Annotated in this window: 25 protein-coding genes; 9 read left to right on the top strand and 16 right to left on the bottom strand. The window is 65.0% G+C overall.

Annotation, left to right across the window (positions count from 1 at the left end; genetic code table 11):
• Positions 1-4: 4 nt before the first annotated feature.
• The 6 genes from NH14_RS01825 to NH14_RS01800 all read right to left on the bottom strand — a co-directional run bounded on the left by NH14_RS01825 (position 5) and on the right by NH14_RS01800 (position 7,237).
• Positions 5-175: a hypothetical protein gene (locus tag NH14_RS01825; protein ID WP_152617164.1), complete on the bottom strand. Its 171-nt coding sequence runs from the start codon at positions 173-175 to the stop codon at positions 5-7.
• A gap of 69 nt (positions 176-244) precedes the next feature.
• A complete protein-coding gene (locus NH14_RS01820) occupies positions 245-1,414 on the bottom strand; it encodes a DUF4382 domain-containing protein (protein ID WP_035527816.1) in 1,170 nt (389 codons plus the stop codon).
• Between the two features lie 107 nt (positions 1,415-1,521).
• Entirely contained in the window at positions 1,522-3,540 is a 2,019-nt protein-coding gene (locus NH14_RS01815) for an acetyl/propionyl/methylcrotonyl-CoA carboxylase subunit alpha (protein WP_035527819.1), read from the bottom strand.
• A gap of 59 nt (positions 3,541-3,599) precedes the next feature.
• Positions 3,600-4,391, bottom strand: coding sequence for an enoyl-CoA hydratase/isomerase family protein (locus NH14_RS01810; RefSeq protein ID WP_035528246.1), 792 nt, complete (start codon positions 4,389-4,391; stop codon positions 3,600-3,602).
• Between the two features lie 32 nt (positions 4,392-4,423).
• Entirely contained in the window at positions 4,424-6,031 is a 1,608-nt protein-coding gene (locus NH14_RS01805) for a carboxyl transferase domain-containing protein (RefSeq protein WP_035527821.1), read from the bottom strand.
• A 24-nt stretch (positions 6,032-6,055) separates the two neighbouring features.
• Positions 6,056-7,237, bottom strand: coding sequence for an isovaleryl-CoA dehydrogenase (locus NH14_RS01800; RefSeq protein WP_035527825.1), 1,182 nt, complete (start codon positions 7,235-7,237; stop codon positions 6,056-6,058).
• Positions 7,238-7,458: 221 nt separating this feature from the next.
• Here NH14_RS01800 and NH14_RS01795 point away from each other — a divergent pair, with 221 nt between their 5' ends.
• Both NH14_RS01795 and NH14_RS01790 read left to right on the top strand, forming a co-directional pair.
• Positions 7,459-8,193, top strand: a complete 735-nt coding sequence (locus NH14_RS01795; RefSeq protein WP_035527828.1) for a TetR/AcrR family transcriptional regulator — start codon at positions 7,459-7,461, stop codon at positions 8,191-8,193.
• 68 nt (positions 8,194-8,261) lie between these two features.
• On the top strand, positions 8,262-9,284 hold the full coding sequence (locus NH14_RS01790) for a DUF2891 domain-containing protein (protein WP_035527831.1): 1,023 nt from the start codon (positions 8,262-8,264) through the stop codon (positions 9,282-9,284).
• Between the two features lie 19 nt (positions 9,285-9,303).
• On the opposite strand, the gene NH14_RS01785 is transcribed toward NH14_RS01790, so the two are convergent.
• From NH14_RS01785 to NH14_RS33990, 4 genes are all read right to left on the bottom strand, one after another.
• Positions 9,304-10,797, bottom strand: a complete 1,494-nt coding sequence (locus NH14_RS01785; protein ID WP_052148109.1) for a chemotaxis protein CheW — start codon at positions 10,795-10,797, stop codon at positions 9,304-9,306.
• Positions 10,794-11,168: a hypothetical protein gene (locus tag NH14_RS01780; protein ID WP_052148110.1), complete on the bottom strand. Its 375-nt coding sequence runs from the start codon at positions 11,166-11,168 to the stop codon at positions 10,794-10,796. Before NH14_RS01780 ends, NH14_RS01785 begins: the two co-directional genes overlap by 4 nt.
• Positions 11,155-11,559, bottom strand: coding sequence for a CheR family methyltransferase (locus NH14_RS01775; protein ID WP_202031585.1), 405 nt, complete (start codon positions 11,557-11,559; stop codon positions 11,155-11,157). The genes NH14_RS01780 and NH14_RS01775 overlap by 14 nt, the downstream gene beginning before the upstream one ends.
• Positions 11,560-12,166: 607 nt before the next feature.
• Positions 12,167-13,210 carry a DUF3443 family protein gene (locus tag NH14_RS33990; RefSeq protein ID WP_331253415.1) on the bottom strand — a complete coding sequence of 348 codons (1,044 nt, stop codon included), beginning with the start codon at positions 13,208-13,210 and terminating at the stop codon, positions 12,167-12,169.
• On the opposite strand from NH14_RS33990, the gene NH14_RS33985 reads away from it, so the two are divergent.
• Positions 13,134-13,979 carry a hypothetical protein gene (locus NH14_RS33985; RefSeq protein WP_162531585.1) on the top strand — a complete coding sequence of 282 codons (846 nt, stop codon included), beginning with the start codon at positions 13,134-13,136 and terminating at the stop codon, positions 13,977-13,979. The two genes, NH14_RS33990 and NH14_RS33985, sit on opposite strands and share 77 nt — an antisense overlap.
• Here NH14_RS33985 and NH14_RS01755 read toward each other — a convergent pair.
• Positions 13,957-14,424 (bottom strand): DUF2844 domain-containing protein, encoded by a 468-nt coding sequence (locus tag NH14_RS01755; RefSeq protein WP_035527837.1) that lies wholly within the window; start codon positions 14,422-14,424, stop codon positions 13,957-13,959. The two genes, NH14_RS33985 and NH14_RS01755, sit on opposite strands and share 23 nt — an antisense overlap.
• 403 nt (positions 14,425-14,827) lie before the next feature.
• Between NH14_RS01755 and NH14_RS01750 the strand changes: the two genes are divergently transcribed.
• Both NH14_RS01750 and NH14_RS01745 read left to right on the top strand, forming a co-directional pair.
• Entirely contained in the window at positions 14,828-15,178 is a 351-nt protein-coding gene (locus NH14_RS01750; RefSeq protein ID WP_035527839.1) for a hypothetical protein, read from the top strand.
• Between the two features lie 21 nt (positions 15,179-15,199).
• Positions 15,200-15,721, top strand: a complete 522-nt coding sequence (locus NH14_RS01745) for a YMGG-like glycine zipper-containing protein (protein ID WP_035527842.1) — start codon at positions 15,200-15,202, stop codon at positions 15,719-15,721.
• Between the two features lie 125 nt (positions 15,722-15,846).
• Here NH14_RS01745 and NH14_RS01740 read toward each other — a convergent pair whose 3' ends face one another.
• On the bottom strand, positions 15,847-19,077 hold the full coding sequence (locus NH14_RS01740) for a transglycosylase domain-containing protein (RefSeq protein ID WP_084225535.1): 3,231 nt from the start codon (positions 19,075-19,077) through the stop codon (positions 15,847-15,849).
• Positions 19,078-19,409: 332 nt separating this feature from the next.
• Between NH14_RS01740 and NH14_RS01735 the strand changes: the two genes are divergently transcribed.
• A complete protein-coding gene (locus NH14_RS01735; protein WP_035527845.1) occupies positions 19,410-19,742 on the top strand; it encodes a hypothetical protein in 333 nt (110 codons plus the stop codon).
• 200 nt (positions 19,743-19,942) lie between these two features.
• Positions 19,943-20,212, top strand: coding sequence for a hypothetical protein (locus NH14_RS01730; RefSeq protein WP_035527848.1), 270 nt, complete (start codon positions 19,943-19,945; stop codon positions 20,210-20,212).
• Between the two features lie 113 nt (positions 20,213-20,325).
• On the opposite strand, the gene NH14_RS01725 is transcribed toward NH14_RS01730, so the two are convergent.
• Positions 20,326-21,048: a response regulator transcription factor gene (locus tag NH14_RS01725; protein WP_035527851.1), complete on the bottom strand. Its 723-nt coding sequence runs from the start codon at positions 21,046-21,048 to the stop codon at positions 20,326-20,328.
• A gap of 220 nt (positions 21,049-21,268) precedes the next feature.
• Here NH14_RS01725 and NH14_RS01720 point away from each other — a divergent pair, with 220 nt between their 5' ends.
• Positions 21,269-22,792, top strand: coding sequence for an MFS transporter (locus tag NH14_RS01720; RefSeq protein ID WP_052148115.1), 1,524 nt, complete (start codon positions 21,269-21,271; stop codon positions 22,790-22,792).
• Positions 22,793-22,814: 22 nt separating this feature from the next.
• Here the strand turns inward: NH14_RS01720 and NH14_RS01715 are convergent, their stop codons facing one another.
• The 3 genes from NH14_RS01715 to NH14_RS01705 form a co-directional block, all read right to left on the bottom strand.
• Positions 22,815-23,084 (bottom strand): hypothetical protein, encoded by a 270-nt coding sequence (locus tag NH14_RS01715; protein WP_035527853.1) that lies wholly within the window; start codon positions 23,082-23,084, stop codon positions 22,815-22,817.
• 80 nt (positions 23,085-23,164) lie between these two features.
• The gene (locus NH14_RS01710; protein WP_035527856.1) at positions 23,165-23,596 is read right to left on the bottom strand and encodes a DoxX family protein; all 432 of its coding nucleotides are present in this window, start codon (positions 23,594-23,596) and stop codon (positions 23,165-23,167) included.
• A 266-nt stretch (positions 23,597-23,862) separates the two neighbouring features.
• Entirely contained in the window at positions 23,863-24,024 is a 162-nt protein-coding gene (locus NH14_RS01705; RefSeq protein WP_167556499.1) for a hypothetical protein, read from the bottom strand.
• Positions 24,025-24,205: 181 nt separating this feature from the next.
• Between NH14_RS01705 and NH14_RS01700 the strand changes: the two genes are divergently transcribed.
• Positions 24,206-25,051, top strand: a complete 846-nt coding sequence (locus tag NH14_RS01700; RefSeq protein WP_035527859.1) for a helix-turn-helix domain-containing protein — start codon at positions 24,206-24,208, stop codon at positions 25,049-25,051.
• Positions 25,052-25,063 lie beyond the last annotated feature (12 nt).

Here is a 25,063-nt window from a genome sequence, read left to right as displayed (position 1 = left end):
GGTCCTAGCAGTTGCCTTTTTTCGCCTGACCGGGCGGGCAGAAGCCATTGCCCGGACCACCCTGCGGACCGCCTTGCGGCACGACCACGACGCCCGCCGGCGGCGGCACGTATACGGCGCACCCGCTCAATCCCAGCCCCACCGCAGCCAGAAGCCCAATCGCGATTTTTTTCATTTCGTTCTCCGCACCAAAAGGAAAGGGTCGCAAGCGACCCTTTCCAATCATACCGCCTGATTCGTCACATCAAAACGCGAAGTTGACGCCCGTCGGGTTGGTCGCCGCGTTGACGTTCGCCGACTGCACCGCGCCAGACGCCGCATCGGCCTCGATCGTGTATTGCCCCGCAACGGTCGATGCCGCCGTAAGCGCGATCGGCAATGCATTCGAGTAGGTCCCGGCGAACGGCGCGCCCGTCGGCAGCGACAGCGCGTAGTTGCCGGTATCCCCATTCGCGTTGATCGCCGCGATCTCGTACGGACTCCCGCCGATCACCTGCAGCGCGCGCACGAATGCTTGCGCGGAAGACGTCACGTTGCCGCTTACGCTGCCCATCGGCGATGCCGGCAGCGTGATGGGCGCGCCCGACGTCGACACGGGCGTATCCGCGTTCACCACCACGGGCACCGAGCGGACGATACCCGACGCAAAATTGTTCTCCACGATCACGACATCGTAGTTACCCTGGGTCGAGCTCTGGACGAGCGGCGATAGCACGAACTTGCCGGTGCCATCGGCAACCGTGCCCTTGACGACCTTGCCGTTCTGCTCCGCGTATACGGTTGCGCCCGCCTCGGCTTGCGCGACGTAACCCGAGATCGAGCCGCTCACGACGGTTGGCGTCGCGGTCACGACCGGCTTCATCTGATAGCCGCCGTTGCCCTTCTGCACGATCGACTTGCACGCGTTGAAGTCGAGGATGAGATCGACGAGCGTGTTCGGCTGCACCGTGAACGGCGTGATGATCTTGTAGCCGCTTTGGGTCGCGCTCGGCGTCGCGAGCGGCTGCTCGGTGCCGCCCGTCGGCACGACCGAGTTCGACAGCGTATTGCCCGTATTCGACACGAGCACGAGGCGGACTTGCTGATATTGGCCGGCCGGCAGCGCGGTCTGGCCGAGGTCGGCCAGCGCGCCGTTGGTCAGCGACAGCAGGTCGATCTTCTGCGGCGTCGCCAGCGTAATCGTCGACCAGCCGGCGTCGTTATCGCCAGCATTCGCACTCGCGTTTACCCGAACCTGCGAGACCGTGACGTACACGTGATCGAAGCCGCAAGACGGTGCGTCGGTCATTGAAACCTTCAGCGTGCCGGTTTGCGCGGTGCTGCTGCTATCGCTGCTGCCGCCTCCACCGCCACAGCCTGCAAGCGCGAGCGGAATCAGGCCCGTGAGGGCTAAAGCCTTCCAGGTTATGTTCATGATGCTCCACCCTCCCTCTCGTTGTTGGTGCGCGAAGCATAGCTTTTTGTCAGCTCACAGTTTGGGCAATTTTGAAACCGATCGTAACAATTTGCTCACCGCTCCGCTCACCCCGCTTCGAGCACCAGCAGCTGGGCGCCATCGGCCACCTGGTCGCCCACTGCATAAAGCACGTCAGTCACCTTGCCGGCAGCAGGCGCACCGATGGTGTGCTCCATCTTCATCGCCTCCATCACGATGAGCGGCGCGCCCTTCTCAACCACCGCGCCCGGCTCCACGAGCACAGCAATTACCTTGCCCGGCATCGGCGCCGTGAGGCGGCCTTCGCCGTGCTCGGCATCCGCCGCGTGCGCGAGCAGGTTCTGCCATTCGAACGCCATGCTCGCGCCGAGGCAAAACACATGGAACACGTCGCCGTCGATGAACACGCGGCCCGTCACGCGCTTGGTGCCGATGGTCGCGCCGTATTCGTTCGCGCCTTCGCCGCGCCACCACGTGTAGCGCTCCTGGGTTCCTGCGCATGCGAGCGTCTGCGCGCCGCCGTCGTGCGTGAACACCGTCGACAAGTCCGCATCGCTTTCGATGTCGCGCCATCCGAAGGTCTGCTCGAAGCCGCCATTCAGACGCCAGTGCGCGAGCGCCTGCCATGGCGATGCGCCCCGGCCCAGGCCGCCTTCGCGCGCGATCAGCGCCGCGCTGGCCAGTGCGAGCGCCTCGCGCAACGGCTTCGTTTGCGGCGCGAATAGCGCATCGTGATGACGTTCGATGAGGCCCGTGTCGAGGTCGGCGTTCGCGAACGGCTCGCAGGTCACGAGCCGGTGCAGGAACTCCACGTTCGTGTGCGGGCCGACAACCTCGCATTCTTCCAGCGCGCGCCGCATGCGCGCGAGTGCATCGTCGCGCGTCGCGCCATGCACGATGAGCTTGGCGATCATCGGGTCGTAGAACGGCGTGATGGTGTCGCCCTCGCGCACGCCGCTGTCGATGCGCACGCTCGCGCGCTCGCCGCCATCGCCACTATTGCCGATGCTGAACTCGACGCCCTCGGGCATGCGCAAATGCTTGAGCGTGCCGGTCGACGGCAGGAAGCCGCGCGCCGGATTCTCGGCGTAGATACGTGCTTCCAGCGCGTGCCCGGTCACCGTGAGCTGCGACTGTTCGAGCGGCAGCGGATCGCCCGCCGCAACGCGCAATTGCCATTCGACGAGATCGAGGCCCGTGACCATTTCCGTCACCGGGTGTTCGACCTGCAAACGCGTATTCATCTCCATGAAGTAGAAGTCCGCGCCCGTCATGATGAACTCGACGGTGCCCGCGCCCACGTAGTTCACGGCGCGCGCCGCCGCCACCGCGGCTTCACCCATCGCGCGCCGCACGCTCGCGTCGAGCCCCGGCGCGGGCGCTTCTTCGAGCACCTTCTGGTGACGGCGCTGCACCGAGCAATCGCGGTCGAACAGATACACCGCGCCGCCGTGTTTATCCGCGAACACTTGCACTTCCACATGACGCGGACGCATGAGGTACTTTTCTATCAGCACGCGGTCGTTTCCGAAGCTGCTCGCTGCCTCGCGCTTGCACGACGCGAGCGCTGCTGCGAAGTCTTCGCTGCGCTCGACCACGCGCATGCCCTTGCCGCCGCCGCCCGCGCTTGCCTTGAGCAGCACGGGATAGCCCATCGCGTCGGCTTCGCTCTGAAGCAGCGCGGGATCCTGATCGTCGCCGTGGTAGCCCGGCACGAGCGGCACGGCTGCTGCGTGCATGAGCGCCTTGGCGGCGGCCTTCGAGCCCATCGCCGCAATCGCCTCAACCGGCGGCCCGATAAAGACGATGCCGGCCGCTTCACATGCGTGCCCGAAATCTTCGTTTTCCGAAAGAAATCCGTAGCCCGGGTGAATGGCTTGCGCGCCGGTCGCCTTCGCGGCCTCGATGATGCGCTCGATGCGCAGATAGCTCTGCTGGGCGCTCGCCTCGCCGATATGCACAGCCTCGTCGCACGCGGCAACGTGCTTGGCGTTCGCGTCGGCGTCAGAATAAACGGCCACGCTCTTCACGCCGAGACGTCGGCAGGTAGCCGCGACGCGGCAGGCAATCTCGCCCCGGTTGGCGATCAGGATCTTGTTGAACATGAGAAGTCTCTCTGTTTGGCTCGGGTTTGCCTGTCGATTACGCTGCGATCATGCTGCGATCACGCCGGATCGCGCCAGCGCGGCGCGCGCTTTTCGAGGAACGACGATACGCCGTCGCGGCCCTCCTCGCTCGCGCGAATGCGTGCAATTCGCACTGCCGTGTCTTCGATTAGCGCGTTGTCGATCGATTCGCCCGCGATGTCCTGCACGAGTTGTTTGCACTCGCGCACCGCGTTCGGGCTGTTCGCGCAAAGCGTGCCGGCAATGCGCGCCACGGTGGCGTCCAGCTCGTCCGCGTTCACCGCTTCGCTCACGAGGCCGAGGCGCAGCGCCGTCGCGCAATCGAACGCCTCAGCCGTGACGAAGTAGCGGCGCGAAGCCTGCTCGCCGAGCGCGCGAATCACATACGGCGCGATGGTCGCGGGCATGAGTCCGAGGCGCGCTTCGGAAAGGCAGAAGTTCACGGTCTGGGCAGCCACGACAATATCGGCCGCGCACACGAGGCCCATGCCGCCCGCGTAGGCGTCGCCGTGCACGCGCGCGATCACGGGCTTCGGGCAGCGGTAGACAGCGGAGAGCATGCGCGCGAGGCGCAATGCGTCGGCGCGATTTTCCTCGTCGGAATAGCCGGCCATCTTGCGCATCCAGTTCAGGTCCGCGCCCGCGCAGAAGGCCTTGCCGTTGCCCGCGAGCACGATGACGCGCACGTCGCCGCGCGCGCCAAGCGCGGTGAAGGCGGCGGTGACGTCGGCGATCATCGTCTCGTTGAACGCGTTGCGCACGTCGGGCCGATTGAGCGTCACGGTCGCAACTTGGGCGCTCACGTCGACCAGCAGCGTTTCATATTGCATCGTCATGGTCTCGTTCTCCGCGTTCTGCGCGCTTACATGCGGAACACGCCGAAGCGCGTCTCTTCGATCGGCGCGTTCATCGTGGCCGACAGCCCGAGGCCGAGCACATCGCGCGTCTGGGCCGGATCGATCACGCCATCGTCCCACAGGCGCGCGCTCGCATAGTACGGATGACCCTGAAGCTCGTACTGATCGCGGATCGGCTGCTTGAAGGCCTCTTCCTCTTCGGCGCTCCACGTGCCGCCCTTGGCCTCGATGCCATCGCGGCGCACCGTGGCGAGCACGGAAGCTGCCTGCTCGCCGCCCATCACCGAGATGCGCGCGTTCGGCCACATCCACAGGAAACGCGGCGAGTACGCGCGGCCGCACATGCCGTAATTGCCCGCACCGAACGAGCCGCCGATGATGACCGTGAACTTCGGCACCTTGGCCGTGGCCACCGCAGTCACCATCTTCGCGCCATTGCGCGCGATGCCTTCGTTCTCGTACTTGCGCCCGACCATGAAGCCGGTGATGTTCTGCAGGAACACGAGTGGAATCTTGCGCTGGCAGCACAGTTCGATGAAGTGCGTGCCCTTGAGCGCCGACTCGGAAAAGAGAATGCCGTTGTTCGCGATGATCCCCACCGGGTGGCCCCAGATGTGCGCGAAGCCCGTGACGAGCGTGGTGCCGTAGCGCGCCTTGAATTCGTCGAAGGCCGAGTCGTCGACGATGCGCGCGATCACTTCGCGCACGTCGAAGGGCTTGCGCGTATCCACGGGAATCACGCCGTAGACGCTCTTTGCGTCGTAGCGCGGCGGCAGCGGCTCGCGCATCACGACGGGCGGCGTTTTCGTGCGGTTCAGATTGCCGACGATCGAACGCGCGATCGCGAGCGCATGCGCATCGTTCTGCGCGAGATGATCGGCCACGCCCGAAAGTCGCGTATGGACGTCGCCGCCGCCGAGATCCTCGGCGCTCACTTCTTCGCCGGTCGCGGCCTTCACGAGCGGCGGGCCGCCGAGGAAAATCGTGCCCTGGTTCTTCACGATGATCGACTCGTCGCTCATCGCCGGCACGTAGGCGCCGCCCGCCGTGCACGAACCCATCACCACGGCAATCTGCGGAATGCCTTGCGACGAGAGATTCGCCTGGTTATAGAAGATGCGGCCGAAGTGGTCGCGATCGGGGAACACGTCGTCCTGGTTGGGCAGATTCGCGCCGCCCGAATCGACGAGATACACGCACGGCAGATGGTTTTCCTGCGCGATTTCCTGCGCGCGCACGTGCTTCTTCACGGTGATGGGATAGTACGTGCCGCCCTTCACGGTAGCGTCGTTGCAGACGATCACGCATTCCTGACCCGCAATGCGCCCGATGCCGGTGATGATGCCCGCGCCCGGCGCGTCGTCGTTGTACATGCCGTAGGCCGCGAGCTGCGAGAGTTCGAGAAACGGCGTGCCCGGGTCGAGCACCTGCGCGATGCGCTCGCGCGGCAGCAGCTTGCCGCGCGAGACGTGCTTGTCGCGCGCCGCCTCGCCGCCGCCGAGCGACAGCTTCTGGATCTTCTCGCGCAAGTCCGCAACCAGCGCCTCGAGCGCGGCGGCATTCGTCTTGAAGTCATCCGAGCGCGGATTGAGCTTCGATTCGATGATCGGCATCTCGTCTATCCTCAGGATTGCGAATCAGGCGGTTTCGGCGAACAGTTCGCGACCGATCAGCATACGGCGAATCTCGCTCGTGCCCGCGCCGATTTCGTAGAGCTTCGCGTCACGCCAGAGGCGCCCGACTGGATACTCGTTGATATAGCCGTTGCCACCGAGGATCTGAATAGCTTCGCCGGCCATCCACGTGGCCTTTTCGGCGGTGTAGAGAATCACGCCCGCGCAGTCCTTGCGTACCTGGCGCACGTGCTCCGTGCCGATCGAGTCGAGTTGCCGGCCGACCGCGTAGAGATACGCGCGGCACGCCTGGAAGGTGGTGTAGAGATCGGCAACCTTGCCCTGGATGAGCTGGAATTCGCCGATGGCCTGACCGAACTGCTTGCGCTCGTGAATGTACGGCACGACCGCATCCATCACGGCCGCCATGATGCCCGTGGGGCCGCCCGCGAGCACGGCGCGCTCGTAATCGAGGCCGCTCATGAGCACCTTCACGCCGCCGTTGAGCTGACCGAGGATATTTTCTTCGGGCACCTCGACGTCCTGGAACACCAGTTCGCCCGTATGCGAGCCGCGCATGCCGAGCTTGTCGAGCTTCTGCGCCACGGAGAAGCCCTTCATGCCCTTCTCGACGATGAACGCCGTGATGCCGCGCGGGCCCGCTTCGATGTCGGTCTTCGCATAGACCACAAGCGTGTCGCAATCGGGGCCGTTGGTGATCCACATTTTCGTGCCGTTGAGCACGTATTTATCGCCCTTTTTATCGGCGCGCAGCTTCATGCTGACCACATCCGAGCCGGCATTGGGCTCGCTCATGGCGAGCGCGCCCACGTGCTCACCCGAGACGAGCTTCGGCAGGTACTTGCGCTTTTGCGCTTCGGTGCCATTGCGGTGGATCTGGTTCACGCAGAGGTTCGAATGCGCGCCATACGAAAGGCCAACCGACGCCGAGGCGCGCGAGATTTCCTCCATCGCCACCATGTGCGCGGTGTAGCCCATGTTCGCGCCGCCGTATTCCTCGGAGACGGTCATGCCGAGCACGCCCAGATCGCCGAACTTGCGCCACAGGTCCATCGGGAACTGGTCGGTGCGGTCGATCTCGCCCGCGCGCGGGGCGATTTCCTTTGCCGCGAAGTTAGCGATGCTGTCGCGCAGCATTTCGACTTCTTCGCCAAGCGGGAACTGCAAACCGGGTACGTTGCTCATCTGCGTGTCTCCTCAATTGGGCGCGGGCGCTTTCGCGGGTGACGCGACTGGCCCTTCGGGGACATATTTCACGCCACATTTACGTTAACGTCAATAGATATTTTTGAGCAACACTCAGATTTCGTCTTTCGACACGTATCCTGCGTGTATTGCGCCTTGAAAAGCGATAAACATGGTGCATAATCAGCATCAATCCCGCCAAGAACTGAATCTAGCTCAGAATGTCGACCACGCCCACCTCCTTCATGCCCGCGTCGCGCCGCCAGCCCGCGGGCCGCAAGTCCCAGCAGCGCGTCAAGGAGATTCTCGAGGCGGGGCGCGAGGTGTTCTCCGAAAAGGGCTATGCGCGCGCCACCACAGCCGAGATCGCGCAGCGCCTGTCCATCTCCGAAGCCACGGTGTTCAGCTACTTTCGCGGCAAGCGCGAACTGTGCGCGCGCGTGATTGGCGACTGGTATGACGAATCGATCGAGGCGATCGAGGCGGGCCTGCCGCGCGACGGCACCGTGCGCCAGCAGTTTGCATTCATCGTGCGCATGCATCTGCGCTTGATGCTGGAGAGCGGTACAGGCATCTGCGAGCTGGTGCTCTCGGAAGGGCGTACGCGCCATCACGAACTCAGCGAGGCGCTCACGGAAATGCAGCGGCGCTACACGGCGCCCCTCATGCGCGTGCTCGCGCGCGGTCAGGAATGCGGGCAGATTCGCAACGACATGCCGCTGCGCCTGCTGCGCTCGCTTGTATTCGGGCCGATGGAGCATGTGCTCTGGGACGCGACGCTCGCCAACCGCCGCACCGATATCGACGCCACGGCGGAGAAGCTGGCCGATGTGTTGTGGAATGCGCTGCAACCGCCCAATATCGAACTGGCCGCGCTCGCGCAATTCAGCCAGGACGTGGGCGAGGCGATGCGGCGGCTCGAACGCGAACGCGCGCCGCGCAAGGCGCAGGCATAACCGGGAGGTTTCGCGCTAAGCTGGCGCTTTCGCATCCTTCAAGCGTTTAGTCGCCACGCACCGACACCATGCACACTACGCTCACTGCTGCGCTCGCCTCACGCTTCGCGTCCCTCGCACTCGCGCATCTCACGCGCGAATATCCGAACAAGCTCACCCATTCGCTGGCCGGCCTGCAGGACGTGCAGGGGCCGCGCGCGCTGCATCCGGTGTTCTACGGCAGCTACGACTGGCATTCGTGCGTGCATGGCTATTGGCTCGTTGCGCATCTGCTCGAGCGCTTTCCGGACTTGCCCGAAGCGCCGCGCATCGTCGCCGTGATCGACGAGCACTTCACCGATGCAAACATGGCCGGCGAGCGCGCCTACCTCGATCTCGAACATAACCGAGGCTTCGAGCGCCCCTACGGCTGGGCCTGGTTGCTCGCGCTCGCGGCGCAACTGCACGGCATGAAGACGCCCGAGGCGCAGCGCTGGTCGCGCACGCTCACGCCGCTCACCGAAGCGTTCGTCGAGCGCTTCGAGGAATTCCTGCCGAAAGCAACGTACCCGCTGCGCGTGGGCACGCACTTCAACACGGCATTCGCGCTCACGCTCGCGCACGACTTCGCGCGCCAGACCTCGCGCGATGCGCTTGCGCGCCTGATCGAAGACACGGCGCGGCGCTGGCACACGAACGATTCGGGATGCCAGGCATGGGAGCCGTCGGGCGATGAGTTCCTCTCGCCCGCGTTGATGGAAGCGGTACTGATGAGCCGCGTAATGCATACGAACCAGGGCAATGAAGAATTCGTTGCATGGTTCGGGCGCTTCCTGCCCGCGCTGGCCGAACGCGAGCCGGCCACGCTGTTCCAGCCCGCCACGGTCACCGACCGCACAGACGGCAAGATCGCCCATCTCGACGGCCTGAACCTGAGCCGTGCATGGTGCCAGCGCACACTCGCGCGCACGATGCCAGCGGGCGACGCGCGCGCCGACGTGCTGCTCGCAGCGGCGCAGACGCATCTGGATACGGCGCTCGATCACGTCGCCGGCGACTATATGGGCGAGCACTGGCTCGCCAGTTTCGCAACGCTCGCGCTCGAAGCCTGAGCGCCGCGTAATCCCCCGCTCAAAACGCTGCCGCTTGCTCGGCCACCCGCTCGCACAGCGGGGCGGGGTCGAGCAGCATCAAGGTGCCCTGTCCCGGCAATTCCACCGCCTCGCGCATGTCCCCGCGCGTTTGCGTGCCGGCTGCGCGCATGAACATCTCGGGCATCGTCAACTGCGCGCTGCCGTTGAGCGTGACGATGTCCTCCACTGAATCGACCAGTAATCCATATTTTTCTCCGCGATGCTCGACGATCAGGATCTTGGCGTGTCCAAGGTCCTCGTAGGGCGGCATCACATACATCGAACGCACGTCGATGACGGTCACGAGCACGCCGCGCAAGTTCAGCACGCCTCGCACGAACGGCGGCAAGCCCGGCGTCTTGACGATGTCGTCGCGGTAGTCGATCACCTCGCGCAACTCGGCAATACGCACGCCGATCAACTGGCCGATGCGGAACGTCACGAGGGTTTGTCGCGTGCCGCCGCCACGCTTATGCGTCGCGTCGGCCGACTGCGCCGCGTTGCGGTAGAGATCGCGATGCGTGGTCGCCAGCGTCGCGATGCGCTCGTTCGCAAAGAGCGCATCGGCGTTCACGAGCAGCACGCCGGTCGAGTCGCCCGCCGCGAGATAGCCCGCGAACAGCGAGCGATGCGCGTCCCCATACGACGGCATCTGCAATAGCTCGTCTTCGCGGTACGCAACGATGCTCGCAACTTCGTCCACCAGCAGGCCGAAGCACCCCACTTCGCGGTTGAGCACCACGATGCGCCGCTCCTCGGTCGCAACCGCAGCATCGGGCGCACGCGCAAAGCCGAGGAACGCGCCGAAATCGAGCACCGGCACGGTTGCGCCGCGCAGGTTGAGCATGCCGATGCACACATCGTCGGCCATCGGCGAATGCTGCAGCGCCGGCACGCGGATGATCTCCTGAATCGCCCCCATCGGCAGCGCGAGTGCCGTTCCGCCCACCTTGAACGAAACGTTCTGGCGCCGCTGCCCTTGCTGCGCTCCGCGCTCCGTTGTGTGCGCAACCTGTTGCGCAAAATGCGGCACGTCGCGCAGCCCGAGCAGCGCGGCCGCGGAAAGCACCTGCAAAATGCGCTCGCCGCCTTCGAGCTTGAACACCGCGCCGATCGCCCCCGATGCGCCGCCTTCGGCGGTCTCAATCGCAATCACCTGGTCCTTCGGCACGCGCAGAATCTCGCCGGTCGCATCGAACCGCAGGCCCACACGCATGCCCGAAGCCTCCACGATGGCAATCTTGCGCGCGAGCGCCGCACCGTCGTCGTGCAAGTGCAGCAACTGATGCAGATCGACGACGGGAATCAGCGTGCCGCGCAGATTGAACAGCCCGAGCAGATAAGGCGGCGCGAGCGGAACCGGCGTCAGCGCCTCGGGGTGATTGACCACCTCCTGGAGCGCGGCGACGGGCAGCGCGAGTTCCGTGCCGGCCAGCAGGAACGACCCGTACAGCTCGAGTTGGCCGCCCGTGGCCAGCGAACGATGGTTCATCGTGAAGCTCCGTAGCTAATGACAACGAGAAGCGACGAACGCGATGTGCGAACTCCGGGAATGCCCGACATGCGCACGGCGTAGTCTTGCTGCCCGCAATCGATGGTCAACTGCCGGCCGCATTCGCCGCCCACATCGATATGGATTACGCGCACGCGCGCATGCGCTAGAAGTTGCTGCGCCATGCGCACGTTCAACTCGCCTATCGGCTCGTGAATCGTGGTGCGGTGATGCATCATGTTGGCGCCGCCCGCGCGCCACAGCAACCCGATACCCACGCACGAGCCCAGCGTCGCGCGCAGAATGCGGGCGTCTTCGCGAGTGCTCACCGCGATCTCGCACATCCGCACCTGCACGTCACGCGTGCTCATGGTGGCGCTCCTCGCGAGGCTGGCCGTTGCGATAGATAAGGGGCTGCTCGAACGTAAAGCCCGTCGTCAACCGACTCATCGACTCCGATTCGCCCACGATCAGCACGGCGCCGGGACGCATCGCACGGCGCACGTTCGCGAGCACGGCCCGCTGCCCTTCGAGATCGAAGTAGATCAGCACGTTGCGCAGCAGCACCAGATCGAAGTGGCCCAGATCACGCGGCGCGGCGTAGAGGTTATGGCGGCGAAACGCGACATGCGCGCGCAACGCGTCGACCACGTCCGCCTGCGCCCCGTCGCTGCGAAAATACCTCTGTAGCAGCGCGGCATGCCGCTCGCGCAAGCCTTCGAAACTGCGCCCCTTGTAGCTGCCCGCGCGCGCACTCGCCAGAAGGCCGCCGGAGATATCGGTGCCGCCTGCTGCGTGTCTTTAGCGAGCTGATCGGCGCCGCGCGAGTTGTCGGCAATAGAATTGATCGAAGCCGTGAGTTCCTCGATCGATGCGTTCATTTCCTCGACGGTCGCGCCGAGCAACTGCGCGCCGCCCGCCACCGTGTCAGCACGCGCCGCAATGTCCTGCGACGAGTCCTTGAACGTGCCCACCGATCCCACGACCTTGCCGATCACGTCCGAAAGATCGCTCATCATGCTTTTGATGCCGGCGGCAAGCTGGTCGATCGGCTCGTCCCCGGCCACTTCCACGTGACCGGTCAAATCGCCCGACGCGGCGTTGCGCACCACGGCAAGCAGTTTCTCGACCTTGAGCTGATCGCTCTGCGCGCGGCGCTTCACGCTTTCTTCGAGCTCGACCTGCGCGCTCACACGAATTGGCCTCTCTTACCAGCGCTATATCGGCGATCGCGCGACTTGGCTAACCTGGGGTTTCCGCCAGGGCAAACGTTTGCCTAGACATCGCTCCGGATATTTTTCTTTTATGCCTATAAAGAGAAAGCGCGCCGTTTTTGCGACGCGCTTCTCATGACCGTCGACCGGAAAAATTAGCGCGACAGATACGCAACATAGGGGCCCGTGGCACCTGCTCCGGACGACGTGCCTTCGATCCCGTAGTAGATACGCCGGCCGTAGAAGAACGGCATGCCCAGATCGACGGTTTGCGCAAGGAACGTGGCTAGCGTGCTGAACGCGAAGTTCAGCGACGCGAGCATCGCATCCGCATTGCCGATTACGATGTCTGTCACGCCATTCACGCCGTTCGCGTCGGAGAGCGCCACTGAACGTTTGAGCGGCGTGGCGGGCACATAGAACCCCTTATCCTGGATGATCGACCAGTCCTCGAAGCTCAGCGTGTTCGAACCCGAGTCGATGAACATTTGCACCGTGCTGCCATTACCGACGCTGCCCTTGAAGTTACCCCAGCGATCGGTCGCGAGGATGGTTGCGCCCGCACCCGCCAACTGGTTGTTCGCCTGCGTGCCGATGCCGAAAGTCACCGTGCCGGTCGCCGTGGGCGCGCCATCGGCGGCAATCGCCGGGGTGTCCACGATCAGGCCGTTATTGTCGACGGGAAAAAGCGCCACCGGATTCGTGACCTGGTTGGCGAGCGGCATCGAGATGGGCGTGGCCGGCGCGGTGTCGGCGTAGTAGTAGCCGGTGCGCGGCGTGGGACGCGTGCACGCCGCACCGCAATCGTAGCGCGCGACGCCTACGCCCAGTATGCCGTTCGCGCCCAGCGCCACCGGGCTCGTGAGCGCTGTGTTCCAGACGCACGAAGCCGGCGCGGACGAGGCGATGGCGGCGTCGCCGATCACCTGGATGGGCACGGCAGGGGCCACTTCGCGCGCAAGCTTCACGTCCGCGGCGCGCAAGCTTCCCCACGTATAGCCCGAGCCGAACGCGCCACACGCCGCCACGTTCTTGCCGCTGGCAGGATCGGTTTGCACGGGCAGTGCGGCGAGCGTCGAGGCGGGGATCGCCGAAGCGTAGAGGCGCAAGCCGAATGAGCCGGTGTCGAGCAAGACGTTGTCGATCGTCGCGCAATTCGTCTGTGCGCCGCTGCCGGGCTGGCACACGGTAACGCTCACGAGCGGGAAGTTGCGCACGGCGCTTGCCGCCGACACGAGCAGCGGAATCGTATTGCCGATATCGGCTGAGGAGCCACCACCTGAGGAACCGGAAGTGCCGGAGCCGGAGGTGCCGGAGCTCGAGCCGCCTGAGCCCGAACCACCTGAACTCGTGCCGCCTGAGCCCGATCCACCCGAACCCGAGCCACCCGAACTCGAACCGCCCGAACTCGAACCACCCGAACCCGAGCCACCTGAGCCCGATCCACCTGAACTCGAACCACCCGAACCCGAGCCGCCTGAGCCCGAACCACCTGAACTCGATCCACCTGAACTCGATCCACCCGAACCCGAACCACCTGAACTCGAACCACCCGAACCCGAACCACCCGAACTCGACCCGCCCGAACCCGAGCCGCCCGAACCCGAGCCGCCCGAACCTGAACCGCCTGAACTCGAACCGCCCGAGTTGGAGCCGCCCGAGTTGGAGCCGCCCGAGCTGGAACCACCTGAGCTGGAACCACCTGAGCCCGACCCACCTGAACCCGACCCGCCAGAACTCGATCCACCAGAACCCGAACCACCCGAACTCGGGTTCTTGTCACCCGACGCGCCGCCGCTTGCCGCGTCCGACGCTGCCGAAGCCCCGGCAGCGGTGCTGTTCGATACCACGGGACCATCCCCGCCGCCGCCGCCACAGCCCGCCAGCAGCATGCTCGCGCTGAGCGCGCAAACCATCATGATCTTGTTCATTGCGCGTTCCCCGCTCATTGGATCTGATCGACGTTGAAGCCTTGCGGCAGCGCCTTTGGCAACCACGCACGGCCCGTCAATGCACCCATATGTCCGCCCGTCTCGACGACGAGGTCGGGCTGATGCATGGCAACGGGCCCGTAGCCGCCGCGCCGAGCCGACTGCGCCGCCGCCAGTCCCTTTTGCCAGGCGGGAAAGTAGTTGCCGAGCAGCGCGTCGAGCGATCCAACACGCGGCCCGCGCCAGGAAACGGCAAAGACGGTGCCGCTGGCATCGAGATACTCGTGGATAACGGTATCGTTTTCGAGCGTGGTCGTCGTAACGGTCCACGTCGTGGTGGCCGCGTTGACGGCTGCCATCAAGCGCGCGGACGGCGTCCGCTGCGCATCAGGAAATGCGGGCGCGCCGCCCAATCCCGCCCATGCAGGCACAGCGGCGAGTCCTATCGCCGCCGCCGTACCCACCGTCAGAATTCCCTTCATGTTGTAGTCCTCAGTAAATCGGTGACGTGCAATAAATGGCTCACACCTCGCACGGAGCGAGCGAGTCTAAGCGGGTCGCTATGCACACGGTGATCAGCTAATCGAAATGACTATTCGAATTCTTCACGCCACCAGGGCGCATCGGCGTCTTACAGGCTGCAAGCCCTTATTTATCGGGTCGGGCGTATCCGGGCGCGGCGATGGAAAGGCACGAACCGCCAAGGCGAACGGGTCGTATCCTGTCGCATCGTTGTAACAACCCGAAAAATCAGTGGCGGTCGCGTAATTGCATTGAATGGCGCGATGTTTTAGCGTTTCAGGATGCGCGGGCGCGCAAGGCCGGACCGGCACGAGCGCACCGCCCAATTCTTTTCTGGAGATCGTTGTGAGAAGGTCGAAATGGATGTTCGGGGCCGCCACGGCCGCTCTGGCTGCCCTCGCCTGCGCGAGCGGCGCGGCACACGCGGCGCGCGTGGGTGTTTTTATCGGCGGCGGCGTGCCCTATTACTACCCGGTTGCCCCGGTGCCTTACTACTATGCGCCAGTGCCCGTGATTGACGCGCCGCCCCCGCAACCGCCCCAGTACATCGAGCAGGGCCAGCACCAAGCGCAAGGACCAGACACCGGCTACAACGAGGGCGAAAACAGCGACACGTGGTACTACTGCGACGCGTCGAAAACCTACTACCCGTATGTAAAGCAGTGCTCGTCAGGCTGGCGCGCCGTACCGGCCCAGCCCGCACCTTCGAACTGATTCAACGATATCGAGTTGCACATGAAACCGATCTATTTCGCGCTGCTCGCCGCCGCTGGCCTTTTGAGCGCATGCGCCGTGGTCCCGGCCGGACCGAGCGTGATGGCCCTGCCGGGCACCGGCAAGAGCTTCGACCAGTTCCGTAACGACGACTACAACTGTCGCCAGTTCGCGTTCCAGCAGGTGGGCGGCGCCACCACCAACCAGGCCACGACCAATACCGCCGTGGGCAGCGCCGTAGTCGGCACGGCCCTTGGCGCTGCCGCGGGCGCGGCGTTCGGCGGCGGCAGCGGCGCTGCCGTCGGCGCGGGCGCCGGCCTGCTCGCGGGCAGCGCGGTGGGCATGGGCAACGTTCAGGGTTCGGCCTACGACGTCCAGCGCCGCTACGACTACGCGTATCTCCAGTGCATGTACGCCACCGGCAACCGCGTTCCCGTGCCGGGCGGCATGCAGACGCAACAGCCGTACTATCAGCCGCAACAACGCTATCTGCCGCCTCCGCCACCCGGGTCGCCGCCCCCGCCGCCGCCGGGTTCGTATTGACCGGCGCGGCGCAGATGCGCCCGTCGACTCGAACGCTTGAACCATCCCAAAAAGAAACGCGCCCGAACAGGCGCGTTTCTCGTTTGTCCCACCGACTCATCGATGCCGGGCTCATCGGCGCTACGTTATTTCACATTCGCCTCCACCTTGATTGATTTGGCATCCGTATAAAACCCCGGCGCCGTGCTGGACCAGCCAGCGGCCGCGCGCAATTGATCAAGCGGCAAGCTCGCGCGTTGCACCGCGCCCGTCTGCTGATCGATCAGCGTCATCTCCTGCGAGCCGCTTCCGGCCTTCAGCCTGCGGTCCGGCGCGCCCTTTTCCTCCAGCAGCGGTCGCAGCACCGGCGCGAGCGACTTCAGCAACTGCACCGAAAGCGCGCTCGTGAACGAGTAGCGGGCCGCATAGGGCTCGTGCACCCACGCGGTCAGCGTGCCGTAGAAACGATCGCCGATGACGAACACGAACGTCGCGCTGCGGTTCACCTTGCGCGACTCGATCAGGCGAGCGCCCGGCGCATATACGTTAAAGCGCTGATCGCCCGTACCCGTCTTGCCGTAAACCGGCAGCGTCTTGCCGCCGGGAAACGCCATGCCGTCGGCGAGCCGCTTGGCCGTGCCGCCTTCCACCACCGAGGTCAGCAACTCGCGCGTGACCTGCGCGATTTCCGGCGAGATGAGCGGCTGCGGCGGCTTGGCCGCATGCACGAAGCGCGTTTCGTACGGCGTGCCGCGCGCGAAGTCGAGCGATTCGAAGCTATGCGTCGGCAACTTTTCGCCGTTGCTGGAAACGAGGCCGATCAGATACGCAAGCGCCGAAGGCCGGTCGCCCGACGCGCCAATCGCCGCGCCAAACGAAGGCGTGATGTTGTCGAACGGGTAGCCGAGCGCACGCCACGACTTGCCGATCTCGGCATACGCCTGCATTTCGATCATGCGGCGAATGCGCCGGTTCTGCGTCGCGTAATAGCGCGTCTTGAAGAGCCACTTGTAGGTATAGAGGCGCACGTCGCGGCTCTGCGCCTGGACCTGCGCGAGCGTCGCTTCGGGGTGCGTGTGCAGGTAATTCAGCAGCCACAACTCGAGCGGATGAATCCCCGCGATATAGCCGCGATCGTTGAGATTGAATTTGTCGATCGCGTACTTGTTGTAGTACCGGGCGAGCTCTTCATCGTCGAGCCACTGGAATTTGGTGTTCTTCAGTTGCGCACGCATCTGCGCGTTGAACCACGCCGGATCACCGTTCGGGTTCGCGCTGCGCAGCACCGTCGCGATCCGCGCGGGCCCCTTGCGCGTGTGCTTGAGCAGGATCTGCAGCGCCTCGTCGTTGCTCTTGCCTGTGTAGCGCGTGTAGAAGCGCTTCATGTAGACCTGGCTCTCGCCGTCGGCGAACTGCGTGAGGTAACGGTTGCGCACCGCCGGATCGTCGAGGTAAGTCGAGGGCGGCCCCGCAACCTGGATCATCTCGTAGTGGACGATATCGCGCATGAGCCGCACGAACACAAGATTCACCGAATGCTGGAACGCGCTCTGCACGGTGAGGATCTGCGCGTTCTCGCTCGACTCGAAATTGTTGAAGCTTTGCGCGCCGCCGCCCGTGTAGAAGGTCTCGCCCGGACTCGCGGAATATTTGCGCTGCACGGCCGCTTCGAGCATCGCGGGCAGCGAATGGTCGCGCGTCGTCGAGAGATAGTCGAGCGCCCAGCGCGTGAGTGCGTCGCTCGGGTCGACCTGCGGAATCATCGCGCGCAGCGTCTTCGGATCTTCGTTGGCGTACTTCGCGTTCAACGCGCTTACGATTTGCAGATAGGTTATGAGCGTGCGCAACTTCGCCGTCGAGCCGAGATTCAGGCGCGCGCCGGAATTGATGTCGAACGGCTGGTTCACACTGTCGGTTTGCACGCGCACGACGTTCTCGTTGCCGCGCCGCTCGAACAGCGTGAAGCTGTAGGCGATCTTCGACGGGTCGTCGGCGGGCGTGAGCATTTTGTCGCCCACCAGCCCCGCCGCGCGCGCGCCGTCCTTGGTCGCCGCATCTGCGAGCCGGTCGCTCACGGCCCGCTGCACGGCGTCGTCGAGCGTGGACACGGCCGATAGATCGAGGCGGTCGAGATCGTAAATCGTTTTCAGCCCAAGCGCCTGCATCAGTTGCGTGCGCATCGTGAGCACCGTTTTGTGCTCGACATAGGAGGTCGGCGCGCGCGGCCTGGGCTTCGTCCGGTCTAGCGCAAGCTGCGTCGCGAGCGCGGCGTCGCGCAGCGCGGGCGAGATCACGCCGCCGCTGCCGAGCAGGCGCAGATAGCTGTCGGTGAGCTTCGCAAGCGCGTCGTTGTTCTTCTGCAGGAAATACGAGGGCGCGCGCTGCGCAATCAGCAGCGAGAGCACCTGGCGGAATGCGAGCGCCTGCTCGTCTAGCGTCGATTCCGACACGGGCTCGCGCAGAATGCGGTTGACGTCGCGGAAGTCGCGCCCGTACCAGGCCGCGAGGCCATCGCCGATACCGTTGACTTCACCCACGCCCGCCTTGGCCGAGAGCGGTACGGAATTCAGGTAGTGCACGAGAATCTGCTGGCGCGCGGGCATGGTCTGCGGGCCGTCGAGATAGGCGCGCACCGAAGCCGACGCAATCTGGCGCAGCTTCTCGGGCGGCGTCGCGGTGCGCCCGCCATCGGAGTGGCGGAACTTCTCGATTTGCGTGGCGAGCGTGCTGCCGCCCGGCGCGTGCTGATGCCGGTTCACGAGCCGGACGCCCTGGTCGACGACAGCGCGGCTAAAGCGCCCCCAGTCGATGGCCGGATTGCGGTTCGGCTGATCGGCGGCGAGCAGGTATTTGTCTTCGATGAAGAGCAGCGAGTCGCGCACGAGCGGCGGCACGGCGCCGAAGTTCTCGTAGGTGCGCTGCGGATAGCGCGTGTGGAACAGCGTCGCGCCATTCGTGTCACGCAGTACGATGCCGGCCTGGTCCTTTTCTTCATAAGGGAGGAAAAGGCCTTCGTCGGCGAGCGCGATCATGCGCGCGGAATCGCGCGCCTGCGCGGCCACGGTGAAGCCGCGCTCTTCGAGACGCGTGGTGAACGCCGGCAACTGGGCATAGCCGAGCCGCACGTCGTAAGGTCCATTCGTCGTGGGAAAGCGGATGCTGTGGCTCTGCCCCGGCTCGACTGCGAAGCCAATGTCGCGCGTGAGTTCGGAGAGATAGCGTGCCTGGAGCCTCGACGTATCGATTTCGATCTGGACGATGCGCACCACGATGGCGATGGCAACCAGAATCGCAAGGACGAAACCCCACTTGATCCATCGCCAGACTGAACGGGCATGGGTGGCAGGAAGAGGAAAGCGGACCGACGGGCGGCTCATGGTTATTCTCCCTGACGTCGCGCCAGATCGCGGAGTACTCCGCTGAGATAGTCTATCTCGCCTGGTTGATTCGTGCGCGACAGTATCGCGCTGCGCGGGCGTCAGTCGCGTGCCCGCAACAGCCATGCCCGGCGCGCGGGGACCCTGCACAGCAGAGCCCGAATCGCTAGTCGTGTTTCCACTGTATGCGGCTTGTGTGTCTCGTGCATGGCGTACGCCAACCGGCATCGCGCGGCGCCGGCACGCGCCGTGCTGCCGCTATAATCTCCAGTTCCTTGTCGCTCACGCCGGCCGCCCATTCCGGTCGCACACCCGGTCGCAAAACGAGACATATGAAGAAACTTGCCGTGCTCTTCGCCCTTTCGCTCAACCTCGGCGCTTGCGCCTGGTTCCAGGGCAATCCGGATTCCGGTCAGCCTGTCATCGATTCCACGACCAACCGGTCGGTTCAGGATGTCGTCTCGTGCCTGACGGCGCAGGCCACCAAACACGGCGTGAGCTTCCAGACGAGCGCCCTGCCGCAGGGCGAAATGCTCGACTTCGGCGATTCGAACATCATCAAGATTCGCGCCGATAACGGCACGACCACCTATCGCTTCTACGCCGGCAAGCGTCACTCGGGAAATATGTGGATCGAAAGCGCAAGCAAGACCTGTGCGCCCTGAGTCAACGCATTGCGCGCCACGCGGCACGAGCCTGATTAAATTGCGCTTACGGGCGCATTCAAACCGGATACGGGCTGTAACGGCATGTAGTACGGCGACATATTTCCAGAAGCGGTTTTAAGAATCGCTTAAGTCTTCGTCCGCATCATCGCCTCACCCCGGAAGAAACACAGCAGGAGATGCCCGTGGACTGGACTGGATTGAAGAAGCATCAAGCAGCAACCGAAGCACGGCCGGCCCGGCCCGCGAAGCGCACGATACTGCGACGCCTGCTGAGCCATCACGAGCTCGCGACGCTGTTGCTGTTGCTGCATGCCCCCATCAATGCGAGCGCCAAGCCCGAGATCACCACGCTGCGCGAAGCCGGTCTCGTCGAGCAGGTGCCCGGCGACACCGCCGCGGGCGACGCGCTGATCCGCCTGACGCCCGAAGGCAATGCGGTGCTGGAGGGGCTCGGCATCGCCCGTTGATACCGCGCATAAGCAAGCAATAAGCGAGAAATAGCAAAACGGCGGCACGCCTAAACGTGCCGCCGTTTTTCATTGACCCATGACGCGAATCACGCTGCCATGGGAGCCGCGCCTCACGCCGCCGCGAGCTCATCGAGCGACACCGACTCCTCCTGCAGGCGCAGCAGCCGGTAGCCGCTCTTGTAGACGGGCTGCAGACGAAAACCGTTGTGCTCCTCGATCTCCAGCAGCACGCGCAGCCGCGACACGTGGCTGTCGATGGTGCGCGTGAGCGTATGCAGTTCGCGGCCCCAGACCATCGCGTAAATATGATCGCGCGAGAGCACGCGGCCGATATTCGCGAAAAACAGCGAAGCGAGCCGGTACTGCGTGCCCGACAGTTCGACGGGCTTGCCGTGTACGGTGACGGTCTGGCGGCGGATGTCGAAGTGATACGGGCCGACCTCGAGCGCGACGTTGTCGTAACGATCCGGAAAGGCGCGCCGCAGCAGCGCATTCACGCGCGCGCGAAACACCGAGGGGCACACCGGCAGGCTCACGTAGTCGTCCGCGCCCACCGAGAACGCGCGCACCACGCTCTCGTCCGAGTCGTCCTCGGAAGCGAACAGTACCGGAATCTGATTGCCGTTCACGGCACGCACCGTCTTCAGCAATTCCGCGCCCGAGAGCCGCGAGCCCTGCCAGTCGAGCACGAGCATGTCGACGGTGGACGCGGCCAGCGCCTTGGCGAGCGTGATGCCGTCGCTGAACGGCATGCATGCGTGGCCGCTTTGTGTGAGCGTACGCTCGATCAACCCGCGCTGGCCAGCGTCGCGCTGGAGAATTGCGATACGCATAGAAACCTCCCTTATCCGAACAAAGCGGGAGCAATTCTGTGGAGATGTGCAAAGACGGCCCATAAGAGGACTCTGAATTGCAGTTCAAGGTGAGTAATTCCTTCAGCGTCGGCGTGAATACCTGACAGACCGGTGTCGAGACGATGGCGGGCGCCGTCATGCTTCGATCTTTCACGTCGCACTGAAACGTCGTGGCGGCCAGCGCTCTAACATACGTCGCATGAATACGCCATCCGCCCCTTCGCCCCGCTCCGCACACTTCACGCCCGCGCTCATGCGCGTGGTGGGAACTGTGAGCGTGGGCTTCGTCGTGACGCAGCTCGACGTCACTATCGTCAATATCGCGCTGGCGCGCATCGCCACCGATCTGCATGCGAACGTCGCCGGACTGCAATGGATCGTCGACGCCTACACGCTCGCCTTTGCCGTGCTGATGCTTTCGGGCGGCGTGCTCGGCGACCGCTACGGCGCGCGCCGCATGTACGCGGCCGGCCTCGTGGCGTTCGCGCTCGCCTCGCTGGCCTGCGGGCTCGCGGCCAATCCCGCCTTGCTGATCGCGGCACGCGCGCTGCAAGGCGCAGGCGCGGCCGCCATGCTGCCCAACTCGCTCGCGCTGCTGAACGAGGCCTGCCGCCACGAGCGCTCGCTGCGCGCCCGCGCCGTGGGTTTCTGGACCGCCGCCGGCGCGATCTCGATCGCCGCCGGGCCGATCGCCGGGGGCCTGCTGATCGCCGCGTTCGGCTGGCGCAGCATCTTTCTCGTCAATCTGCCGCTCTGCGCGGCGGGCCTCGCCGCCACGCTGGCGTGGATTCCCGCATCGCGCAACGCCAGCAGCGTGGCCGCGAACCCTGCTGCGAACGACACGAACACTGCGGGCGCCCCGGCGCAGCGCCCGCGCAGCCTCGACCTGCGCGGCCAGTTGCTGGCCATCGTCGCTCTCACGGCGTTCACCGGCGCGGTGATCGAGTGGCGGCCGCTCGGCTTCGCGCACTGGGCCGTGTGGGGCGGCTTCGTGCTGGCGCTCGCAGCGGGCGCGGCGTTCATCGCGCTCGAAGCGCGCATCGAAGCCCCCATGCTGCCGCTCGCCATGCTGCGCAACCGCATCTTCAGCACGGCCGTGCTATTCGGTGTGTGCGTGAATCTGACCTACTACGGCACCGTGTTCGTGCTAGCGCTGTTCCTGCAGCATGCGCGCGGCCAGTCGCCGTTGCAGGCCGGGCTCACCTTCATCCCGCTCACGGGCGGCTTCCTGCTCTCCAATATCGCGAGCGGACACGTCGTCGCGCGTTACGGCACGCGCTTGCCGATGATCGGCGGCGCGCTGGTGGCGGGGCTCGGCTATGCGCTGCTGATTCCTGTCAGTGCGAACACGCCGCTAATCGCGCTGCTCGCGGCGTTTCTGCTGATTCCCAGCGGCATGGGACTCGCGGTGCCGGCCATGACCACGACGGTGCTGGCCTCGGTCGAACCGGCCCGCGCGGGCACGGCATCGGCGTTGCTCAATACGGCGCGCCAGGCGGGAGGCGCGGTGGGCGTGGCGGCATTCGGCGCGTTCACGGGCAGTGGGGCGGCGGCGCAGGTCGTGAGCGGCCTGCACGCGGATACGGCAATCTCGGCAATGCTGCTTCTGGTGGCGGCGTGCCTCGCCTGGAGCATGCGCGCGGACTCGACGGCCCCGCCCCGCTCAACGTCACGCGCACGAGCGCCCCGCGTCAGGGAAAACGCGCGTGCGAATCAGTCGTGAAAGACAACGAAGCCGCGCGCGGCTAGAGCCGCGCTTCCTGAATCGCGCCCGTGCTCAGCGCACGCTCGATCAGCCCTTCGGTTTGCGCCTTGCGAATGGCATGCGCGATCAGCCGCTCGGGTTCCTCGAGTTCGGCTTTGAGCGTGCCGAGCAGCCCCGAGGCATCGAGTATCACGAGCGTCTTCGCGGTATCGGCGGCGCTGATCAGCACGCGGCGCGTGCCGTCCTCGGCCAGGCTCGCGCAGAACTGCCCGGCCCGGCCCCCCACATTGAAGTCGAAGTGTTCTATCACAGCGGGCTCCCAAGTTATCTCGCGGATCTTGTCCGTTATCGGCGTGCCGCATGTAACCGTGTGGGCAGCCAGGCGAGCCTTCAGCCCCGCAGCCCGCCACGCGGCGTACGCAGCCCATCGAAGGAAGCACGTCCCGCGCCCGTTACCGCGAGCAGCATGAACCCGCCCGCGATCGCGATGTTTTTCCAGAAATGCACGACCGCTTCCTGTTGATGCGCAGCCTCGGTGATATTCCAGAAGTCATGCCCAAGAACCGCGGTCACGATGGTATAGGCGGCCAGCACGAATGCCACGAAGCGCATGCGCATGCCGAACACGAGCGCGAGTCCGCCGAGCAGCTCCACCCCGGTGGCGATGGGCGCCATGAATTGCGCATAAGGCACGCCATGCGCATGCAGATAAGCAATGAACCCCGCGTACCCCAAAAGCTTCATGGCGCCGCCCCACAAAAACAGAATCGCGAGCGCAATACGGGCGATGAAGATGATCAGGGAATCCGTGGGACGTGTCATGAAGGGCTCCGATATGCAATATGGCAATGACATCGGTCCTTTCCTGCAGTTCCCTACTTAATGGATTACGCGCATATCAGCAGACAGTTCGGCGGACCGTCAGCCCGCGCCCGCTCGCACAAGTCCTGCGGGGTGGCTGCGGCAAGCGCTCTCACGGATATTGGTCTGCACTGCCATCTAATTGGCAGCCGAAAACACTTGCACCGAGCCCGCGATACGCGTTTACCCGCATGCGCTCGACGGTGGAGACCGGCTTGCTGGCACGCTCAATGCTTATGACGCATGCCATGTCCGCGGTGCGCGTCGAGCCAGCGCGACACGCGCGCTTCGAGCACGCCCCGGCTATGGCGCGACACGGCCCAGATAGCGGCGCTCACCACCAGCATCACGGCCGGGCCCAGCAGATACGCAACAACCGTTTCCCTCATGGCTATCTCCTCGCCATGCCATCAAACAAATTGTGAGATATGAATTCTAGGCGAAACGCAGGGACATCGATAAGCGCTTTGCGCGAACGTCGCGCGCCTTTTTTCGCGCGGATTGCTTATGACGCGAGACCATTACCTCCCGGGTAATCGACCGCTAGCACCTTTTCGCTAGAATCGGTGCATGAACACGCTCGCGAACGCCTTCGTGGCGCCCTCCCCCGTGCAGCCGGCCATTGGCGCAACGCGCCGCAGTGTGGGCGAACTGTTGCGCGAATGGCGATTGCGCCGCCGCATGAGCCAAATGCTGCTCGCGAACGAAGCGGACATTTCCACGCGGCACCTGAGTTTCGTGGAGTCGGGCCGTTCGCTGCCGAGCCGCGAGATGGTCATGCATCTGGCCGAAAGCCTCGACGTGCCGCTGCGCGAGCGCAACGCGCTGCTCGTAGCGGCGGGTTATGCGCCGCTCTATCGGGAGCGCGCGCTCGACGACCCGCAGCTCGCGGCGGCGCGCGCAGCCGTCGAACTGGTGCTGCGCGGCCACGAACCCTACCCGGCGCTCGCGGTCGACCGGCACTGGAACATCGTGGCGGCCAACGCCTCGCTCGCGCCGCTCGTCGGCGACGCCTCGCCCGCGCTGCTGGCCGCGCCCGTGAATGCGCTGCGCCTTTCACTGCATCCCGAGGGCCTGGCGCCGCGCATCGTCAACTGGCATGCGTGGCGCGGGCATCTGCTCACGCGCTTGCAGCGGCAGATCGAAGCGAGCGCAGATCCCACCCTCGTCGCGCTCCACGACGAGCTGGCCGCCTACCCCGCGCCGCCGCATACGGCTTCCGCCGGCGCCGAGCCGGTTCAGCACACGATTGCGGTGCCGCTGCGCATACGGACTGCGCTCGGAGAACTATCGTTCTACAGCACGACCACCGTATTCGGCACGCCCGTCGACATTACGCTTTCCGAACTCGCAATCGAGGCGTTTTTTCCCGCCGATGCACAAACCGCACAAACATTGCGCTCGCAATCGGTTTGAGGCGCTCCATGC

Source organism: Paraburkholderia sacchari (genome assembly GCF_000785435.2).
Classification (GTDB): domain Bacteria; phylum Pseudomonadota; class Gammaproteobacteria; order Burkholderiales; family Burkholderiaceae; genus Paraburkholderia; species Paraburkholderia sacchari.
This window is presented reverse-complemented; position numbering and strand designations above follow the sequence as displayed.

What these genes read in the sequence shown, in the direction of transcription:
- NH14_RS01825 (WP_152617164.1), bottom strand. Translation starts at nt 175, where the DNA reads ATGAAAAAAATCGCGATTGGGCTTCTGGCTGCGGTGGGGCTGGGATTG.
- NH14_RS01820 (WP_035527816.1), bottom strand. Translation starts at nt 1,414, where the DNA reads ATGAACATAACCTGGAAGGCTTTAGCCCTCACGGGCCTGATTCCGCTC.
- NH14_RS01815 (WP_035527819.1), bottom strand. Translation starts at nt 3,540, where the DNA reads ATGTTCAACAAGATCCTGATCGCCAACCGGGGCGAGATTGCCTGCCGC.
- NH14_RS01810 (WP_035528246.1), bottom strand. Translation starts at nt 4,391, where the DNA reads ATGCAATATGAAACGCTGCTGGTCGACGTGAGCGCCCAAGTTGCGACC.
- NH14_RS01805 (WP_035527821.1), bottom strand. Translation starts at nt 6,031, where the DNA reads ATGCCGATCATCGAATCGAAGCTCAATCCGCGCTCGGATGACTTCAAG.
- NH14_RS01800 (WP_035527825.1), bottom strand. Translation starts at nt 7,237, where the DNA reads ATGAGCAACGTACCCGGTTTGCAGTTCCCGCTTGGCGAAGAAGTCGAA.
- NH14_RS01795 (WP_035527828.1), top strand. Translation starts at nt 7,459, where the DNA reads ATGTCGACCACGCCCACCTCCTTCATGCCCGCGTCGCGCCGCCAGCCC.
- NH14_RS01790 (WP_035527831.1), top strand. Translation starts at nt 8,262, where the DNA reads ATGCACACTACGCTCACTGCTGCGCTCGCCTCACGCTTCGCGTCCCTC.
- NH14_RS01785 (WP_052148109.1), bottom strand. Translation starts at nt 10,797, where the DNA reads ATGAACCATCGTTCGCTGGCCACGGGCGGCCAACTCGAGCTGTACGGG.
- NH14_RS01780 (WP_052148110.1), bottom strand. Translation starts at nt 11,168, where the DNA reads ATGAGCACGCGTGACGTGCAGGTGCGGATGTGCGAGATCGCGGTGAGC.
- NH14_RS01755 (WP_035527837.1), bottom strand. Translation starts at nt 14,424, where the DNA reads ATGAAGGGAATTCTGACGGTGGGTACGGCGGCGGCGATAGGACTCGCC.
- NH14_RS01750 (WP_035527839.1), top strand. Translation starts at nt 14,828, where the DNA reads ATGTTCGGGGCCGCCACGGCCGCTCTGGCTGCCCTCGCCTGCGCGAGC.
- NH14_RS01745 (WP_035527842.1), top strand. Translation starts at nt 15,200, where the DNA reads ATGAAACCGATCTATTTCGCGCTGCTCGCCGCCGCTGGCCTTTTGAGC.
- NH14_RS01740 (WP_084225535.1), bottom strand. Translation starts at nt 19,077, where the DNA reads ATGAGCCGCCCGTCGGTCCGCTTTCCTCTTCCTGCCACCCATGCCCGT.
- NH14_RS01735 (WP_035527845.1), top strand. Translation starts at nt 19,410, where the DNA reads ATGAAGAAACTTGCCGTGCTCTTCGCCCTTTCGCTCAACCTCGGCGCT.
- NH14_RS01725 (WP_035527851.1), bottom strand. Translation starts at nt 21,048, where the DNA reads ATGCGTATCGCAATTCTCCAGCGCGACGCTGGCCAGCGCGGGTTGATC.
- NH14_RS01720 (WP_052148115.1), top strand. Translation starts at nt 21,269, where the DNA reads ATGAATACGCCATCCGCCCCTTCGCCCCGCTCCGCACACTTCACGCCC.
- NH14_RS01710 (WP_035527856.1), bottom strand. Translation starts at nt 23,596, where the DNA reads ATGACACGTCCCACGGATTCCCTGATCATCTTCATCGCCCGTATTGCG.
- NH14_RS01705 (WP_167556499.1), bottom strand. Translation starts at nt 24,024, where the DNA reads ATGAGGGAAACGGTTGTTGCGTATCTGCTGGGCCCGGCCGTGATGCTG.
- NH14_RS01700 (WP_035527859.1), top strand. Translation starts at nt 24,206, where the DNA reads ATGAACACGCTCGCGAACGCCTTCGTGGCGCCCTCCCCCGTGCAGCCG.